The organism is Enterobacter sp. HMSC16D10, assembly GCF_001807145.1.
Taxonomy (GTDB): Bacteria; Pseudomonadota; Gammaproteobacteria; order Enterobacterales; family Enterobacteriaceae; genus Enterobacter; species Enterobacter roggenkampii.
In genome coordinates this window covers 1-16,436 of the sequence record NZ_KV787817.1, presented here as the reverse complement: position 1 = coordinate 16,436, position 16,436 = coordinate 1, and the positions used below count along the sequence as shown (strand labels likewise).

Sequence of the window (16,436 nt, the reverse complement as noted above, 5' to 3'; positions counted from 1 at the left end):
TAAGGGTTCTCTTGTTAGTTCAATGTTTACCGCCACGCGATGTCCTTTCGTGGCGGCAGGGGAGTCAGTCCGGTGACTGACTATTCTTTCTCGGCAATGTACGGATCCTCATAGCCCAGAGCAAGCATTATCTCTGTCTCGAGGGATTCCATCTCTTCCGCTTCGTCGTCTTCAATATGATCGTAGCCGAGCAGATGCAGGCTGCCGTGTACCACCATGTGCGCCCAGTGGGCTTCAAGGGGTTTCTGCTGCTCTTTGGCTTCCTGTTCAACCACCTGGCGGCAGATGATCAGATCGCCCAACAGCGGCATCTCGATGCCCGGCGGGGCTTCGAACGGGAAAGAGAGCACGTTGGTCGGCTTATCTTTCCCGCGATAGGTCAGGTTAAGCTCATGGCTTTCTGCTTCATCCACCAGGCGAATCGTGACTTCTGATTCTTCCTGAAACTGCGGGATAACGGCATCCAGCCATTTCTGAAACTGTGCCTCATCTGGCATGCCGGAATTGTCTTCACAGGCCATCTGTAAATCGAGGATCACCTGACTCATTTCTGTTCTTGCTCCTGCGCTTCGCGCTTACGTTCTGCGGCCAGTTCGGCCTTACGCTTCTGATCTGCCTCTTCCCAGGCTTCATAAGCGTTAACGATACGCGCGACCACCGGGTGGCGTACCACGTCTTCACTGTGGAAGAAGTTAAAGCTGATTTCATCAACCTCGGCCAGCACTTCGATGGCGTGGCGCAGGCCCGATTTGGTGCTGCGCGGCAGATCGATCTGCGTGACGTCGCCGGTAATCACCGCTTTCGAGTTAAAGCCAATACGCGTCAGGAACATTTTCATCTGTTCGATGGTGGTGTTCTGGCTCTCATCGAGAATGATGAACGCATCGTTCAGCGTACGGCCGCGCATGTAGGCGAGCGGGGCCACTTCGATCACGTTACGCTCAATGAGCTTCTCGACCTTCTCAAAGCCCAGCATTTCGAACAGCGCATCGTATAAAGGACGGAGATACGGGTCGACCTTCTGGCTCAGATCGCCAGGCAGGAAGCCCAGTTTTTCACCGGCTTCAACGGCAGGGCGGGTCAGCAGGATACGCCGGATTTCCTGACGCTCCAGCGCATCGACCGCCGCGGCAACGGCCAGATAGGTTTTACCCGTACCCGCCGGCCCCACGCCGAAGGTGATGTCGTGGTCGAGAATATTGGCGATATACTGCGCCTGGTTTGGCGTACGCGGCTTGATGACGCCACGCTTGGTCTTAATGTTGATTGCCTTGCCATAGTCCGGCACGCTCTCCGCGCTCTGCTCAAGCACGCGCGCCTCTTTAATGGCGAGGTGAATCTGCTCCGGTTCGATATCCTGAATTTCGCCGCGCATGGGGGAGGTGTCGACATACAGGCTACGCAGAATGTCCGCAGCGGCGTTGACGCAGATAGGGCGTCCGGTGAGTTTGAAATGATTATCGCGACGATTGATTTCGATACCCAGACGTCGCTCCAGTTGTTTGATGTTGTCATCAAACGGCCCGCACAGGCTCAGCAGGCGAGCATTGTCTGCTGGCTCAAGGCTAATTTCACGCGTATCTATGTTCAAACTGTTCCTCTTTGATTGATTAACTGACCCGCTGCCACACGGCGCAATAAAACGGTCATTACCGAAATTATTCACGCCACAGAATAAAGGCGCAAGCGTTGCGGAAGATATTGGGGGCGATGAGAGGAAATACAAGGCCTGCCAAAGCGGCAGGCCTGAAGGATTATGGCTGGTAAATCCCAACGCCAGAATCGTTTTCTTTGCGGGTACGCGAGATCACGGATTCCGGTGACTCTGCAATACGCAGGCCCATTTCGTCTTCGGTGCGGACCACTTTCGCGCGCAGCGAGTTGGTCAGCACTTCGACAATCTCGACGTCCACAAACTTACCGATCATATCCGGGGTGCCTTCAAAGTTCACCACGCGGTTATTTTCCGTACGACCAGAGAGTTCCATAATGCTCTTGCGGGAAGTGCCTTCCACCAGAATGCGCTGTACGGTACCGAGCATGCGGCGGCTCCAGGCGTTAGCCTGCTGGTTGATGCGCTCCTGCAGAATATACAGGCGCTGCTTTTTCTCTTCTTCCGGTACATCGTCAACCATATCGGCCGCCGGTGTTCCTGGACGCGCAGAGAAGATGAAGCTGTAGCTGACGTCAAAGTTCACTTCTCCGATGAGCTTCATGGTGCGCTCGAAGTCTTCTGCGGTTTCGCCGGGGAAGCCGACGATAAAGTCGGAGCTAATCTGGATATCCGGACGTGCTTCACGCAGCTTGCGGATGGTGGATTTGTACTCCAGCACCGTATGAGGGCGGCCCATCAGGTTCAGCACGCGGTCAGAGCCACACTGAATCGGCAGGTGCAGGAAGCTCACCAGCTCTGGCGTATCGCGATAAACGTCAATGATGTCATCGGTAAATTCCATTGGATGGCTGGTGGTAAAGCGAATGCGGTCGATGCCGTCAATCGCGGCCACCAGACGCAGCAGCTCAGCAAAGCTGCCGGTCGTGCCGTCGTAGTTCTCACCGCGCCAGGCGTTAACGTTCTGGCCCAGCAGGTTCACTTCGCGCACACCCTGCGCGGCAAGCTGCGCGATTTCAAACAGAATGTCATCTGCCGGGCGGCTGACCTCTTCACCACGGGTGTACGGCACCACGCAGTACGTGCAGTATTTGTTGCAGCCTTCCATGATGGAGACGAAGGCGGTCGGGCCATCGGCACGCGGCTCCGGCAGACGGTCAAATTTTTCGATTTCCGGGAAGCTGACGTCAACGACCGGGCTACGGTTGCCACGAACCTGATTGATCATCTCAGGCAGACGGTGCAGGGTCTGAGGGCCAAAGACAATGTCCACATACGGGGCTCTCTGGCGGATCAGCTTGCCTTCCTGCGACGCGACGCAGCCGCCCACGCCGATGATCAGGTCCGGATTTTTTCGTTTGAGAAGTTTCCAGCGGCCTAACACGTGAAAGACTTTTTCCTGCGCTTTTTCACGAATTGAACAGGTGTTCAGCAGCAGCACATCGGCTTCTTTCGCATTTTCAGTCAGCTGGTATCCGTGGGTGGTATCCAGCAGATCGGCCATCTTGGATGAATCGTATTCGTTCATCTGACAGCCCCAGGTTTTTATATGGAGTTTTTTAGTCATCGACTTGCTCAGCTCAGGATTGCAAGCCGCGTATTGTAATGCTTTGGTGGGGTTGTGACCAGTATGAAGGTTATGTGTCTCAGGACCGCAAAAATCCGGTAAACTTAAGGGATTCTCCAATAAGGAAAATTGACCATGACACTCCAACACACCGAAGTTGCCGTTGTCGGCGGCGGTATGGTCGGCGGCGCGCTGGCGCTGGGGCTGGCGCAGCAGGGATTTGAGGTAACGGTAATCGAACAGGCGGCTCCGCCAGCCTACGATCCCGCCAGCAAACCGGACGTGCGCATTTCTGCGATCAGCGCGGCATCCGTCGATCTGCTGCGCGGGCTGGGCGTCTGGGAGGCAGTGCAGGCGATGCGCGCGCACCCTTACAGCCGCCTCGAAACCTGGGAGTGGGAAAATGCCCACGTCGCGTTTGATGCCGCTGAGCTAAAGCTGCCGCGCCTGGGGTATATGGTGGAAAACAACGTGCTCCAGCGGGCGCTCTGGCAGGCGCTGGAGGCGCATCCGAAGGTGACGCTGCGCGTGCCTGCGTCGCTTAAGGCGCTACATCCTCACGGGAGCGGCTATCTACTGACGCTCGACAGCGGCGATGAGCTGGCCGTGAAGCTGGTCATCGGGGCGGACGGCGCTAACTCGCAGGTCAGACAGATGGCGGGGATCGGGGTTCATGCCTGGCAGTATGAACAGTCCTGTATGCTGATTACCGCCGAGTGCGAGAATGCGCCGGGCGAAAGCACCTGGCAGCACTTTACGCCGAACGGCCCGCATGCCTTTTTACCGCTGTTTGATAACTGGGCGTCGCTGGTGTGGTACGACAAACCGGCGCGCATTCGTCAGCTGCAGGGGATGAACATGGAACAGCTGCAGCGCGAGATCCTGCTGCACTTCCCGAGCCGTCTGGGGCACGTCACGCCGGTCGCCGCCGGGGCGTTCCCGCTCACGCGTCGTCATGCGTTGCAGTATGCCCGCGAAGGCTTAGCGCTGGTGGGGGATGCGGCACACACCATTCATCCGCTGGCCGGGCAGGGCGTGAACCTGGGGTATCGTGACGTCGATGCCCTGCTGGATGTGCTGGGCAGCGCCCGCGGACACGCGGAAAACTGGGCCAGCCATCAGGTGCTGAAGCGTTATCAGACGCGGCGTATGGCGGATAACTTCATCATGCAGTCGGGGATGGATCTGTTCTATGCGGGGTTCAGCAATGACGTAGCGCCAGTGCGTATTCTGCGTAATATAGGCCTGATGGCAGCGGAACGTGCCGGTGGCCTGAAGCGTCAGGCCCTTAAGTACGCTCTCGGACTCTAAACTTTTTTCCCTCTCCCCGTGGGAGAGGGCCAGGGTTAGGGCATCAGGCCGCACAATTCTGTACAAAAACAAAAAAGCCCGCAGAGCGGGCTATTTTGTTTTAAGTGGCTGGGGTGCAGGGATTCGAACCCCGGAATGCTGGTATCAGAAACCAGAGCCTTACCGCTTGGCGACACCCCAATTGCGTTAAACAAGCTGCCTAACGACTTTGTAAATTGGCTGGGGTACGAGGATTCGAACCTCGGAATGCCGGAATCAGAATCCGGTGCCTTACCGCTTGGCGATACCCCAACAATTTGTTTCATTACCGAAATCGATCGATAATCTCAATTTGGTGGCTACGACGGGATTCGAACCTGTGACCCCATCATTATGAGTGATGTGCTCTAACCAACTGAGCTACGTAGCCAGTACTGCAATCTTCGATGGCTGGGGTACCTGGATTCGAACCAGGGAATGCCGGTATCAAAAACCGGTGCCTTACCGCTTGGCGATACCCCATCCGTGCAACGCTTACCCGGGAATGGTGCGGGAGGCGAGACTTGAACTCGCACACCTTGCGGCGCCAGAACCTAAATCTGGTGCGTCTACCAATTTCGCCACTCCCGCAAAAAAAGATGGTGGCTACGACGGGATTCGAACCTGTGACCCCATCATTATGAGTGATGTGCTCTAACCAACTGAGCTACGTAGCCATCTTTTTTTCGCGTTACCTTATCGGCGTTGCGGGGCGCATTATGCGTATAGACCCTTGCAGCGTCAACACCTTTTTCAACGAAAATAGCCGGAATGTGACTGTTTGGTTAGGTTGCGAACAGCGTGACCGAATATTCGGCAATTATTGGTTATTAATCGGTTTTAGCTGTGCAAAATCAGGCCCCGCAGGGCCTGATGATGAAATGCGTGATTATTTGTAGGCTGACTGGTGAACGCCTACCGCACGTCCTGACGGATCGTTCATGGATTTGAACGATTCATCCCATTCTATCGCTTTGGCTGACGAGCAGGCGACGGATGGACCACCCGGCACACACTCTGCAGCGCTCGGTACCGGGAACAGTTCTTCAAAAATTTCACGGTAGAGGTACGCTTCTTTCGAGCCCGGCGTGTTGTACGGGAAGCGGAAGCTTGCGGTTTCCAGCTGTTGGTCAGAAACCTGTTTCGCCGCCACCTCTTTCAGGGTGTCGATCCAGCTGTAGCCTACGCCATCGGAGAACTGCTCTTTCTGACGCCATGCTACGCTCGCCGGCAGGTAGGATTCAAAACATTCACGCAGGATATGTTTTTCCATTTTACCGTTGCCGCACATTTTATCCTGCGGGTTGATGCGCATCGCCACGTCGAGGAATTTCTTATCCAGGAACGGTACACGCGCTTCGACACCCCATGCCGACATCGCTTTGTTGGCACGCGCGCAGTCAAACATATGCAGCGCCTGGAGTTTACGCACGGTCTCTTCGTGCAGCTCTTTGGCATTTGGCGCTTTGTGGAAGTACAGGTAGCCGCCAAACACTTCGTCAGAACCTTCACCGGAGAGCACCATTTTGATGCCCATCGCCTTGATCTTACGCGACATCAGGTACATCGGCGTGGAGGCGCGAATTGTCGTTACGTCATACGTTTCAATGTGATAGATCACATCGCGGATCGCATCCAGGCCTTCCTGCACGGTGAAGTGAATTTCATGGTGCACGGTGCCGAGGTGGTTTGCCACTTCCTGCGCGGCTTTCAGATCCGGCGCGCCTTCCAGGCCCACGGCAAAGGAGTGCAGCTGTGGCCACCAGGCTTCTGAGCGCTCCTGATCTTCCACGCGACGAGCCGCAAATTTCTTGGTGATCGCGGAGATCACGGAGGAGTCCAGACCGCCGGAGAGCAGCACGCCGTAAGGTACGTCTGACATCAGGTGGCTTTTCACGGAATCTTCCAGCGCCTGACGCAGCTCGGCTTTGTCCGTCACGTTGTCTTTTACCGCGTCGTAGTCGAACCAGTCGCGCTGGTAGTACGGACGGATCTCGCCGTCTTTACTCCACAGGTAACTGCCTGCCGGGAACTCTTTGATGGTGCGGCAGACCGGCACCAGGGCTTTCATTTCAGACGCAACGTAGAAGTTGCCGTGTTCATCGTGGCCCATGTACAGCGGGATAATACCGATGTGGTCGCGGCCAATCAGGTAGGCGTCTTTTTCGCTGTCGTACAGGGCGAAGGCAAACATACCCTGCAGGTCGTCCAGAAACTCGGGACCTTTCTCCTGATACAGCGCCAGGATCACTTCACAGTCGGACCCGGTCTGGAACGCGTAGCGGTCGCCGTACTCGGCGCGCAGCGCCTGGTGGTTATAGATCTCACCGTTGACAGCCAGCGCGTGCGTTTTTTTCTCGTTATACAGCGGCTGTGCACCGGCGTTGACGTCAACAATAGACAGACGTTCGTGAGCCAGAATTGCTTTGTCACTGGCGTAAACGCCGGACCAGTCCGGGCCGCGATGGCGCATCAGGCGGGACAGTTCGAGTGCCTTTTTACGCAGTTCGCCCGCGTCAGTTTTAATATCCAGTACGCCAAAAATTGAACACATAACCTTCTCCGTTAACCCTGTTGCTTTGTAATGTTGCTTGCTTATGAAAATGCCGCAAAGGGGCAGGGCGCGCAAGCGTTTTACGGGTGAAAACGGAAATAGTGCAATGGTGATTGCGGATCGGTGAAAAAAGCGTATGTCATGAGCGCTTTTGTTGACGAATGTTCAATGAAAGTGCTTTTTTGTTAGATAGGGTTCTGTTTTGCAGGCGCGAAAATAAAAAACCACGCCCTGAGGCGTGGTTTGGTATCAGATGATGTCAATTTCATCGACGGAGGGGTAAATCCAGCTTGGACGGAACGGCATTGAGTCAATGTCATCAAGCTGAGAGACCCCAGAGAGCACCAGAATCGTCTCCAGACCGGCCTGGAAACCGGCCAGAATATCGGTGCGCAGGTTGTCGCCGACAATCACGGTCTCTTCAGAGTGGGCCTGCATCTTGTTGAGCGCGGCGCGAATGATCCACGGGCTGGGCTTGCCGACATAGAACGGCTTGCGCCCGGAGATCTTCTCGATACCGGCACACAGCGCGCCGCAGGCCGGATAAAAACCGCGACCGTGGGTATCCGGGTTGGTCGCAATAAAGCGCGCGCCGTTAGCCACAAAGAAGGATGCCTTATGCATCATCTCCCAGTTGTAGGAACGCGTTTCACCCACAATCACAAAGTCCGGGTTGACGTCGGTGATGGTAAAGCCCGCTTTATACAGCTCATGGATCAGCGCGCCTTCACCGACCACATAGGCTTTTTTTCCTTCCTGACGCTTCAGAAAATCCGCCGTGGCCATCGCCGAGGTATAAAACACGCTGTCCGGGACGTCGACCCCCGCCGTGGCAAAGCGGTTTGCCAGATCCTGACCGGTCTGAGAAGGGTAGTTCGTGAGAAGAACCAGAGGCATTCCTTTGTCGATGATGCGGTGAAGAAACTCCGCAGCACCCGGCACGGCAACGTTGTCGTGCATCAGCACGCCGTCGATATCACAAATTACATTCTTAATGGTCATGGACAGTCCGACATTAAAAAAAAGAAGGCGTTACTATAAGGTCCGATCAACTTTCCAGCAAATGCTGCAGCAGAATTCCGTTGAGCATGGCGCGTTTGACCAGCGCGAACGCGCCAATCGCCGAACGATGGTCAAGCTTTGAACGAACCACCGGAAGATTCTGGCGGAATGCTTTCAGCGCCTGGGTGTTAATACAGCCTTCAATCGCGGGGAGCAGCACCTTTTCCGCCTCCACAATTTCACCGGCGATCACCACTTTTTGTGGGTTAAACAGGTTAATGGCGATGGCGATGGTTTTCCCCAGATGGCGACCCACCTGCTCGATCACTTCACAGGCCAGCGCGTCGCCTTTATTAGCAGCTTTGCAGATGGTGCCTATCTTGCAGTCATCCAGCGTCACGCGGCTTTGGTAACCCTGTTCAAGCAGATGGCGAACGCGCTGCTCGATGGCGGTGTTGGCGGCAATGGTTTCAAGGCAGCCAAAGTTGCCGCAGTGGCAGCGCTCCCCGAGCGGTTCAACCTGAATGTGGCCGATCTCACCGACGTTACCGTTGCGACCGATAAAAATTCGGCCGTTAGAGATAATGCCTGCGCCCGTACCGCGGTGAACGCGCACCAGGATAGAGTCTTCACAGTCCTGGCTCGCACCAAAGTAGTGCTCTGCCAGCGCCAGAGAGCGAATGTCATGGCCCACAAAGCAGGTCACTTTAAAGCGCTTTTCCAGCGCGTCGACCAGCCCCCAGTTTTCAACCTGAATGTGCGGCATATAGCGGATCACGCCGCTTTCCGGGTCGACCAGACCGGGCAGAATCACCGAGATGGCGATGAGTTCGCGGATCTTGCGCTGACAGCTTTCAATAAACTGCGCGATGGTATTCAGCAGCGCATGCTCCAGCGTCTCCTGGGTGCGTTCAGGAAGGGGATAGTGCTCTTCCGCAATGGCTTTACTGCTCAGATCGTACAGCGTGAGCGTGGTGTCATGACGGCCCAGACGGACGCCAATTGCCTGAAAATTGCGGGTTTCGGTAATAATGGAGATAGCGCGGCGGCCCCCGGTGGAGGCCTGCTGATCGACTTCTTTGATCAAACCGCGCTCAATGAGCTGGCGGGTAATTTTTGTCACGCTGGCGGGAGCAAGCTGGCTTTGTTCGGCTATCTGAATACGTGAGATTGGCCCGTGTTGGTCAATCAGGCGATATACCGCCGCGCTGTTAAGCTGTTTAACGAGATCGACATTACCGATTTGAGCTTGTCCGCCAGGTGTCATACTTTTACTTACTCAGTGACGACCTCGTTACCATTAACGATGGTCTTAATAATTTTATAATCGTGTGTGAATGCCGTCAGGTTTGCAACCATACCTGGTGCAATTCCGCCAAGCTGTTTATCCACGCCGATAGCGCGCGCAGGATAAAGGGTGGCCATGCGCAGGACTTCATCAAGCGCAATCCCGCAATGCTCAACCAGGTTACGCACCCCTTCAATCATGGTCAAAGAGGAACCGCTCAGCGTACCGTTTTCATCCACACACAGTCCATTGCGGTAGTATATTGTTTTACCGGCAAAAATGAACTGCTCAATATTTGCACCTGCCGGTGCGGTAGCGTCCGTTACCAGGCAGAGCTTGTCACCTTTCAGCCGCTTGGCGTTGCGAATGTTGGTGTAATCAACGTGTAAGCCGTCCGCGATAATACCGCAGTAAACGTCTGGCTCATCCAGAATCGCGCCGACCAGACCCGGTTCACGACCTGTGATGTATGGCATGGCGTTATAAAGGTGCGTCGCAAAGGTAATGCCCGCGCGGAAACCGGCTTTCGCTTCTTTCAGCGTGGCGTTTGAGTGGCCCGCTGAAACCACAATTCCGGCGGCGGCCAGCTTGTTGATGACGTCCGTGCCGGTCATTTCCGGTGCCAGCGTCACCTTGGTGATCACATCGGCGTTGGCACACATATAGTCAACCAGCTCCGCATCAGGTTTACGCACGTAGTCCGGGTTATGCGTTCCTTTCTTGACCATGTTCAGCCATGGCCCTTCCAGGTGCAGACCGAGCGCCTGATTCGGATGTTTGGCCAGGTATTCGCGCATCACGCGGATACCCTGCTTCATCAGGTCATCACTGCTGGTGATGAGCGTCGGCAGATAGCTGGTGCAGCCCGATTTCTCGTTGGCTTTCTGCATGATCTCCAGCGTTTCGACCGTTACCGCATCGGCGGTATCATTGAATTGCACACCGCCGCAGCCGTTGAGCTGTACGTCGATGAAACCGGGGGAGATTACTGCTCCATTGAGTGAGCGCTGTTCAATCTCCGGCGGCAGTTCTGCCAGCGGGCAAACACGTTCAATCAGGCCATTCGCGATAACAATCGCGTGGTCATCCAGAATTTCATGGCCGGTATAAATCCGACCGTGGGTTAAAGCGTACATAACGACCCCCGGTTAAAAAAAGCGGCCGCCTCTTGATAAAGAGGCGGTTATTCAATTACAGACCTTTGATGTTCTCGGCTTCTAACTCGTTGAAGTATTTCAGCGTTTTAACCTTCAGCTCCATCGTGGACGGTTCGTCGCAGACGATGACTGATTTAGGATGCAGCTGCAGACAGCTGATGGTCCACATATGGTTAACGTTGCCTTCAACAGCAGCCTGGAGCGCCTGCGCTTTCACGCCGCCCAGCACCAGAATCATCACTTCTTCAGCATCCAGCAGGGTGCCTACGCCTACGGTCAGGGCGTATTTTGGAACCTGGTTCACGTCACCGTCAAAGAAGCGGGAGTTTGCCACGCGCGTGTCATGAGTCAGCGTTTTAATACGGGTACGGGAAGCCAGAGAGGACGCCGGTTCGTTAAACGCGATATGACCATCATTACCTACACCACCCATGAACAGGTGGATTTTACCGTAGGAACGGATTTTTTCTTCATACTGACGGCATTCTGCGTCAATATCCGGCGCGTTTCCATTCAGCAGGTTAATATTTTCAGCTGGGATATCAACGTGATCAAAGAAATTGCGGTGCATAAAGCTATGGTAGCTTTCCGGGTGGTCTTTCGGTAAGCCAACATATTCATCCATATTGAAGGTCACAACATGTTTGAAGCTAACCTGGCCTGCTTTATGCATCTCAACCAGCGCCTTGTAAGCGGTCAGCGGTGTGCCGCCGGTCGGAAGGCCCAGAACGAAAGGACGATCGGCGGTCGGTTTGAACGCGTTAATGCGGTTTACGATATGGCGAGCGGCCCATTTACCAACTTGTTCTGCAGTTGCCAGGGGAATCAGTCTCATTGTTCACCTCAAAGTTTAAGTAGAAGAGTGGGCGGATGGCTTCGGAACCTGATACTAAAGCGTAACCTGGAAACTTTCAGGCCGGATCAATCCGTCTTGATTTTTTGAATGATAAAATAAGTTTTCACTGTTAGCCAGTGTAAGGGAGGGCTGAATACGATATTTGGTGACAAAAATCACAAAAAATAGGTGTTTAATTTGCGATACGAATTAATTTTTCACACACTCAGACTGCCAGTGAATTATCAACGGTATCTATCGTTCGTGACACAATAAAAACATAGTTTATGCGCGAGCCTGAAAAAGGGTCTCGTAGGGGGAATAGGATGAATATTTTAGGTTTTTTCCAGCGCCTCGGTAGGGCTTTGCAGCTCCCTATCGCCGTGCTACCGGTTGCAGCGCTGCTGCTGCGATTCGGGCAACCCGATCTTCTTAACGTACCGTTTATTGCTCAGGCTGGCGGTGCCATTTTTGACAACCTGGCGCTGATTTTCGCCATCGGTGTTGCCTCTAGCTGGTCAAAAGACAGCGCGGGTGCCGCAGCGCTGGCAGGGGCAGTCGGTTATTTCATCCTGACGAAAGCGATGGTAACCATTAACCCAGAAATCAACATGGGCGTGCTGGCAGGTATCATTACCGGTCTGGTCGGTGGTGCTGTGTACAACCGCTGGGCAAACATTAAGCTGCCAGACTTCCTGAGTTTCTTTGGCGGCAAACGTTTCGTGCCGATCGCGACCGGTTTCTTCTGTCTGGTTCTGGCCGCTATCTTTGGCTACGTCTGGCCACCGGTACAGCATGCGATCCATGCGGGTGGTGAGTGGATTGTTTCAGCGGGTGCACTTGGCTCAGGTATCTTTGGTTTTATCAACCGTCTGCTGATCCCAACCGGTCTGCATCAGGTGCTGAACACTATCGCATGGTTCCAGATTGGTGAGTTCACCAATGCTGCGGGCACCGTATTCCACGGCGACATCAACCGCTTCTACGCGGGTGACGGCACCGCAGGCATGTTCATGTCTGGCTTCTTCCCAATCATGATGTTTGGTCTGCCGGGCGCTGCGCTGGCAATGTACCTGGCTGCGCCAAAAGCGCGTCGCCCAATGGTTGGCGGCATGCTGCTGTCCGTTGCGATTACCGCGTTCCTGACCGGTGTAACCGAGCCGCTGGAATTCCTGTTCATGTTCCTGGCGCCGGTGCTGTACCTCATGCATGCGGTCCTGACCGGTATCAGCCTGTTTGTGGCGACCCTGCTGGGTATCCATGCTGGCTTCTCCTTCTCTGCAGGCGCGATCGACTACGTGTTGATGTACAACCTGCCGGCGGCAAGCAAGAACGTCTGGATGCTGGTGGTAATGGGTCTGGTCTTCTTCGTCATCTACTTCGTGCTGTTCACTGCGGTTATTCGTATGTTTAACCTCAAAACGCCGGGCCGCGAAGACACCAAAGACGAAGTGGTCACCAGCGAAGCCAACAGCAACACCGAAGAGGGTCTGACCCAGCTGGCGACCAGCTATATCGCTGCCGTTGGGGGGACTGACAACCTGAAAGCCATTGATGCCTGTATCACCCGTCTGCGTCTGACGGTGGGTGACTCGGCGCGCGTCAGCGACGCAATGTGTAAACGCCTTGGTGCATCGGGCGGGGTTAAACTGAACAAACAAACTATCCAGGTTATCGTGGGTGCCAAAGCGGAATCCATCGGTGACGAAATGAAGAAAGTGGTTGCCCGCGGTCCGGTTGCGGCAGCATCAGCCGACAGCGCACCTGCGTCGACGGCTGCCCCGGTAGCGAAGCCGCAGGCCGTGCCTAACGCCGTGACGGTGGCCGCGCTGGTCTCTCCGGTAACGGGTGACGTGGTTGACCTTGAGCAGGTACCTGATGAAGCGTTCGCCAGCAAAGCGGTCGGTGACGGTGTGGCGGTGAAACCAACGGATAAAACCGTGGTGTCTCCTGCTGCCGGTACCATCGTGAAAATCTTCAACACCAACCACGCGTTCTGCCTCGAAACCGAAAAGGGTGCGGAGATCGTTGTCCACATGGGTATCGATACCGTTGCGCTGAATGGTCAGGGCTTTACTCGCCTGGTGGAAGAGGGCGCTGAAGTGGTGGCCGGGCAGCCGATTCTGGAAATAGATCTGGACTTCCTGAATGCCAACGCGCGTTCCATGATAAGCCCGGTGGTTTGCAGCAACATTGACGACTTCAGCGGTCTGGTCATCCAGGCGAAAGGTCAGGTTGTTGCGGGTCAAACCCCGCTGTATGAGATTAAAGGCAAGTAATCGCTCCTGAGTAGAGTCATGCCTTAAGCGGCGGGGGATATCCTCCGCCGCTTTTTTTTGCAGCAAATGCCCCCATTATTTTCATCTGATACGTATTTTCCTTAACTAAGGGTTGTCACTACGTCCGGCTTATAAGATCATATGCCGTTATACGTTGTTTACGCTTTGAGGAATCCACGATGAGTGAGGCAGAAGCCCGCCCGAGTAACTTTATTCGTCAGATCATCGATGAAGATCTGGCCAGTGGTAAGCACACCACAATTCATACCCGTTTCCCGCCGGAGCCGAATGGCTACCTGCATATCGGGCATGCGAAGTCCATCTGCCTGAACTTTGGCATTGCGCAAGACTACCAGGGACAGTGCAACCTGCGTTTCGATGACACCAACCCAGTAAAAGAAGACATCGAATACGTTGAGTCCATCAAAAATGACGTGCAATGGTTGGGCTTCAACTGGTCTGGCGATATCTGCTACTCCTCTGACTATTTTGATCAGCTGTATGCCTACGCGGTAGAGCTCATCAACAAAGGTCTGGCGTATGTAGACGAACTGTCTGCAGATGAGATCCGTGAATACCGCGGTACGCTGACCGCACCGGGTAAAAACAGCCCGTTCCGCGATCGCAGCGTGGAAGAGAACCTGGCGCTGTTTGAAAAAATGCGTGCCGGTGGCTTCGAAGAGGGCAAAGCGTGCCTGCGTGCCAAAATCGATATGGCGTCTCCGTTCATCGTGATGCGCGATCCGGTGCTGTACCGCATTAAATTTGCGGAACACCACCAGACCGGCAACAAGTGGTGCATCTACCCGATGTACGACTTCACCCACTGCATTAGCGATGCGCTGGAAGGCATTACGCACTCCCTGTGTACGCTGGAGTTCCAGGACAACCGTCGTCTGTACGACTGGGTGCTGGATAACATCACCATTCCTGTGCATCCGCGTCAGTACGAGTTCTCTCGTCTGAATCTGGAATACACCGTGATGTCCAAGCGTAAGCTGAACCTGCTGGTCACCGACAAGCACGTTGAGGGCTGGGACGACCCGCGTATGCCAACCATCTCGGGTCTGCGCCGCCGTGGCTACACCGCTGCGTCAATCCGTGAGTTCTGCAAGCGTATCGGCGTGACCAAGCAGGACAACACCATTGAGATGGCGTCTCTGGAATCCTGCATTCGTGAAGACCTCAATGAAAATGCCCCGCGCGCGATGGCCGTTATCGACCCGGTGAAGCTGGTTATCGAAAACTATCCGCAGGGCGAGAGCGAGCTGGTCTCCATGCCTAACCATCCGAACAAACCGGAAATGGGAAGCCGCGACGTGCCGTTCAGCGGCGAGATCTGGATTGACCGCGCTGACTTCCGCGAAGAAGCCAACAAGCAGTACAAGCGTCTGGTGCTGGGTAAAGAAGTGCGTCTGCGTAATGCTTACGTCATCAAAGCCGAGCGCGTAGAAAAAGATGCGGAAGGGAATATCACCACCATCTTCTGTTCTTATGACGCTGAAACGCTGAGCAAAGATCCTGCTGACGGCCGTAAAGTGAAGGGCGTTATCCACTGGGTGAGCGCATCCCACGCGCTGCCGGTAGAAATTCGTCTGTACGATCGCCTGTTCAGCGTGCCTAACCCAGGTGCGGCGGAAGACTTCCTGGCGACCATTAACCCGGAATCTTTGGTGATCAAGCAGGGTTATGCGGAGCCTTCTCTGAAAGCGGCTGAAGCAGGCAAAGCGTTCCAGTTCGAACGTGAAGGTTACTTCTGCCTGGACAGCCGTCACAGCACGGCGGAAAAACCGGTATTTAACCGTACCGTGGGTCTGCGTGATACCTGGACGAAGATCGGCGAATAATATTGCTGCTCTGGTCAATGAGAAACAAACGCCGCATTATGCGGCGTTTTTTTATTTAACGATCAGAGTATTAAGCCAGGGGTTAAAGGGGCGTTATGAAAATAACAGGTCAATGAGGTGCTACTTATTTTTTAAAAAAAAGTTTGTGCCATTACGAAATTCAAAAGGGTTATAAAAAAGGAAACCGATCCCAAGCCTGGACACTGAAATAGCTGAGAATTTCCCGTCATTCCTCGCCTTCCTGTAAATGTTACAAAGCACTACCAATTATGTGCACTTCGTCATAATCCTGACTTTTGCCCGCTGAAAAGCATTGATAATTCGCGTCGCGAAAAATAACCTAAAGACGGTAGTTAATTCGAGGGTATTTAACACTACCCCTGACCATTTGGTCTTTGTTATTTACGCCGTTTCAGGCGTTTTAATTCGTCAAAGAGGAATAATCTATGCGTACGTTCAGTGGCAAACGTAGTGCGCTGGCGCTGGCTATTGCCGGTGTGACGGCAATGTCGGGCCTGGTGATTGCGCCAGAGGCAAAAGCAGCGGGTTTCATCGAAGATTCTACCCTCACGGGCGGTATTTATTACTGGCAGCGTGAGCGTGACCGTAAAGACGTCACTGAAGATAAATACAAAACCAACCTCTCGCACTCCACCTGGAACGCCAACCTGGACTTCCAGTCAGGCTACGCCGCGGATATGTTCGGTCTGGATATCGCCGCGTTCACCGCGATCGAAATGGCGGAAAACGGCGACAGCGGCCACCCGAACGAAATCGCCTTCTCCTCCAGCAACAAAGCCTATGATGAAGACTGGTCCGGGGATAAGAGCGGTATCAGCCTCTACAAAGCCGCAGCGAAATTTAAATACGGCCCGGTCTGGGCGCGTGGGGGCTATATTCAGCCAACCGGCCAGACGCTGTTAGCCCCACACTGTACTGACCCCAAAAAGTTGGACAGTTAAACAC

The 16,436-nt window shown here is 54.4% G+C and carries 11 protein-coding genes, 6 tRNA genes and 1 pseudogene; 4 read left to right on the top strand and 14 right to left on the bottom strand.

Annotation, left to right across the window (positions count from 1 at the left end; genetic code table 11):
* Nucleotides 1-80: 80 nt before the first annotated feature.
* The 3 genes from ybeY to miaB all read right to left on the bottom strand — a co-directional run bounded on the left by ybeY (nucleotide 81) and on the right by miaB (nucleotide 3,179).
* Complete coding sequence (ybeY, locus tag HMPREF3143_RS00300) at nucleotides 81-548, bottom strand: rRNA maturation RNase YbeY (RefSeq protein WP_023293027.1); 468 nt, start codon at nucleotides 546-548, stop codon at nucleotides 81-83.
* Nucleotides 545-1,591, bottom strand: coding sequence for a PhoH family protein (locus tag HMPREF3143_RS00295; RefSeq protein ID WP_008501053.1), 1,047 nt, complete (start codon nucleotides 1,589-1,591; stop codon nucleotides 545-547). Before HMPREF3143_RS00295 ends, ybeY begins: the two co-directional genes overlap by 4 nt.
* Nucleotides 1,592-1,754: 163 nt before the next feature.
* Complete coding sequence (gene miaB, locus HMPREF3143_RS00290) at nucleotides 1,755-3,179, bottom strand: tRNA (N6-isopentenyl adenosine(37)-C2)-methylthiotransferase MiaB (RefSeq protein WP_021242573.1); 1,425 nt, start codon at nucleotides 3,177-3,179, stop codon at nucleotides 1,755-1,757.
* 135 nt (nucleotides 3,180-3,314) lie between these two features.
* Between miaB and ubiF the strand changes: the two genes are divergently transcribed.
* The gene (ubiF, locus tag HMPREF3143_RS00285) at nucleotides 3,315-4,490 is read left to right on the top strand and encodes a 3-demethoxyubiquinol 3-hydroxylase (RefSeq protein WP_070531268.1); all 1,176 of its coding nucleotides are present in this window, start codon (nucleotides 3,315-3,317) and stop codon (nucleotides 4,488-4,490) included.
* 105 nt (nucleotides 4,491-4,595) lie between these two features.
* Here ubiF and HMPREF3143_RS00280 read toward each other — a convergent pair.
* The 11 genes from HMPREF3143_RS00280 to nagB all read right to left on the bottom strand — a co-directional run bounded on the left by HMPREF3143_RS00280 (nucleotide 4,596) and on the right by nagB (nucleotide 11,344).
* Nucleotides 4,596-4,670: transfer RNA gene (locus HMPREF3143_RS00280), tRNA-Gln, on the bottom strand.
* Nucleotides 4,671-4,706: 36 nt separating this feature from the next.
* Nucleotides 4,707-4,781, bottom strand: a tRNA-Gln gene (locus HMPREF3143_RS00275).
* 41 nt (nucleotides 4,782-4,822) lie between these two features.
* Nucleotides 4,823-4,899 (bottom strand) — tRNA-Met (locus tag HMPREF3143_RS00270).
* A gap of 17 nt (nucleotides 4,900-4,916) precedes the next feature.
* A tRNA-Gln gene (locus HMPREF3143_RS00265) sits at nucleotides 4,917-4,991 on the bottom strand.
* Between the two features lie 23 nt (nucleotides 4,992-5,014).
* A tRNA-Leu gene (locus HMPREF3143_RS00260) sits at nucleotides 5,015-5,099 on the bottom strand.
* Nucleotides 5,100-5,108: 9 nt separating this feature from the next.
* A tRNA-Met gene (locus HMPREF3143_RS00255) sits at nucleotides 5,109-5,185 on the bottom strand.
* A gap of 212 nt (nucleotides 5,186-5,397) precedes the next feature.
* Nucleotides 5,398-7,062 (bottom strand): asparagine synthase B, encoded by a 1,665-nt coding sequence (gene asnB, locus HMPREF3143_RS00250; RefSeq protein WP_021242994.1) that lies wholly within the window; start codon nucleotides 7,060-7,062, stop codon nucleotides 5,398-5,400.
* 249 nt (nucleotides 7,063-7,311) lie between these two features.
* Complete coding sequence (gene nagD, locus HMPREF3143_RS00245) at nucleotides 7,312-8,064, bottom strand: ribonucleotide monophosphatase NagD (protein WP_008501057.1); 753 nt, start codon at nucleotides 8,062-8,064, stop codon at nucleotides 7,312-7,314.
* Between the two features lie 46 nt (nucleotides 8,065-8,110).
* Entirely contained in the window at nucleotides 8,111-9,331 is a 1,221-nt protein-coding gene (locus HMPREF3143_RS00240; RefSeq protein ID WP_021242995.1) for a DNA-binding transcriptional regulator NagC, read from the bottom strand.
* An 8-nt stretch (nucleotides 9,332-9,339) separates the two neighbouring features.
* Entirely contained in the window at nucleotides 9,340-10,488 is a 1,149-nt protein-coding gene (gene nagA / locus HMPREF3143_RS00235; protein ID WP_070531265.1) for an N-acetylglucosamine-6-phosphate deacetylase, read from the bottom strand.
* Nucleotides 10,489-10,543: 55 nt separating this feature from the next.
* Nucleotides 10,544-11,344, bottom strand: a complete 801-nt coding sequence (nagB, locus tag HMPREF3143_RS00230; protein WP_008501061.1) for a glucosamine-6-phosphate deaminase — start codon at nucleotides 11,342-11,344, stop codon at nucleotides 10,544-10,546.
* A gap of 326 nt (nucleotides 11,345-11,670) precedes the next feature.
* On the opposite strand from nagB, the gene nagE reads away from it, so the two are divergent.
* From nagE to chiP, 3 genes and pseudogenes are all read left to right on the top strand, one after another.
* Nucleotides 11,671-13,623 carry a PTS N-acetyl glucosamine transporter subunit IIABC gene (gene nagE, locus HMPREF3143_RS00225; RefSeq protein ID WP_070531263.1) on the top strand — a complete coding sequence of 651 codons (1,953 nt, stop codon included), beginning with the start codon at nucleotides 11,671-11,673 and terminating at the stop codon, nucleotides 13,621-13,623.
* Between the two features lie 179 nt (nucleotides 13,624-13,802).
* Nucleotides 13,803-15,470, top strand: coding sequence for a glutamine--tRNA ligase (gene glnS / locus HMPREF3143_RS00220; RefSeq protein WP_021242997.1), 1,668 nt, complete (start codon nucleotides 13,803-13,805; stop codon nucleotides 15,468-15,470).
* Nucleotides 15,471-15,916: 446 nt separating this feature from the next.
* Nucleotides 15,917-16,402 (top strand): annotated as a pseudogene (gene chiP / locus HMPREF3143_RS00215) (chitoporin); the annotation flags it as partial.
* Between the last annotated feature and the right edge of the window lie 34 nt (nucleotides 16,403-16,436).

Excerpts from the sequence above, each read along its gene's own strand:
- ybeY (WP_023293027.1), bottom strand. The coding sequence starts at position 548 with ATGAGTCAGGTGATCCTCGATTTACAGATGGCCTGTGAAGACAATTCC.
- HMPREF3143_RS00240 (WP_021242995.1), bottom strand. The coding sequence starts at position 9,331 with ATGACACCTGGCGGACAAGCTCAAATCGGTAATGTCGATCTCGTTAAA.
- asnB (WP_021242994.1), bottom strand. The coding sequence starts at position 7,062 with ATGTGTTCAATTTTTGGCGTACTGGATATTAAAACTGACGCGGGCGAA.
- nagB (WP_008501061.1), bottom strand. The coding sequence starts at position 11,344 with ATGAGACTGATTCCCCTGGCAACTGCAGAACAAGTTGGTAAATGGGCC.
- nagD (WP_008501057.1), bottom strand. The coding sequence starts at position 8,064 with ATGACCATTAAGAATGTAATTTGTGATATCGACGGCGTGCTGATGCAC.
- ubiF (WP_070531268.1), top strand. The coding sequence starts at position 3,315 with ATGACACTCCAACACACCGAAGTTGCCGTTGTCGGCGGCGGTATGGTC.
- glnS (WP_021242997.1), top strand. The coding sequence starts at position 13,803 with ATGAGTGAGGCAGAAGCCCGCCCGAGTAACTTTATTCGTCAGATCATC.
- miaB (WP_021242573.1), bottom strand. The coding sequence starts at position 3,179 with ATGACTAAAAAACTCCATATAAAAACCTGGGGCTGTCAGATGAACGAA.
- nagA (WP_070531265.1), bottom strand. The coding sequence starts at position 10,488 with ATGTACGCTTTAACCCACGGTCGGATTTATACCGGCCATGAAATTCTG.
- nagE (WP_070531263.1), top strand. The coding sequence starts at position 11,671 with ATGAATATTTTAGGTTTTTTCCAGCGCCTCGGTAGGGCTTTGCAGCTC.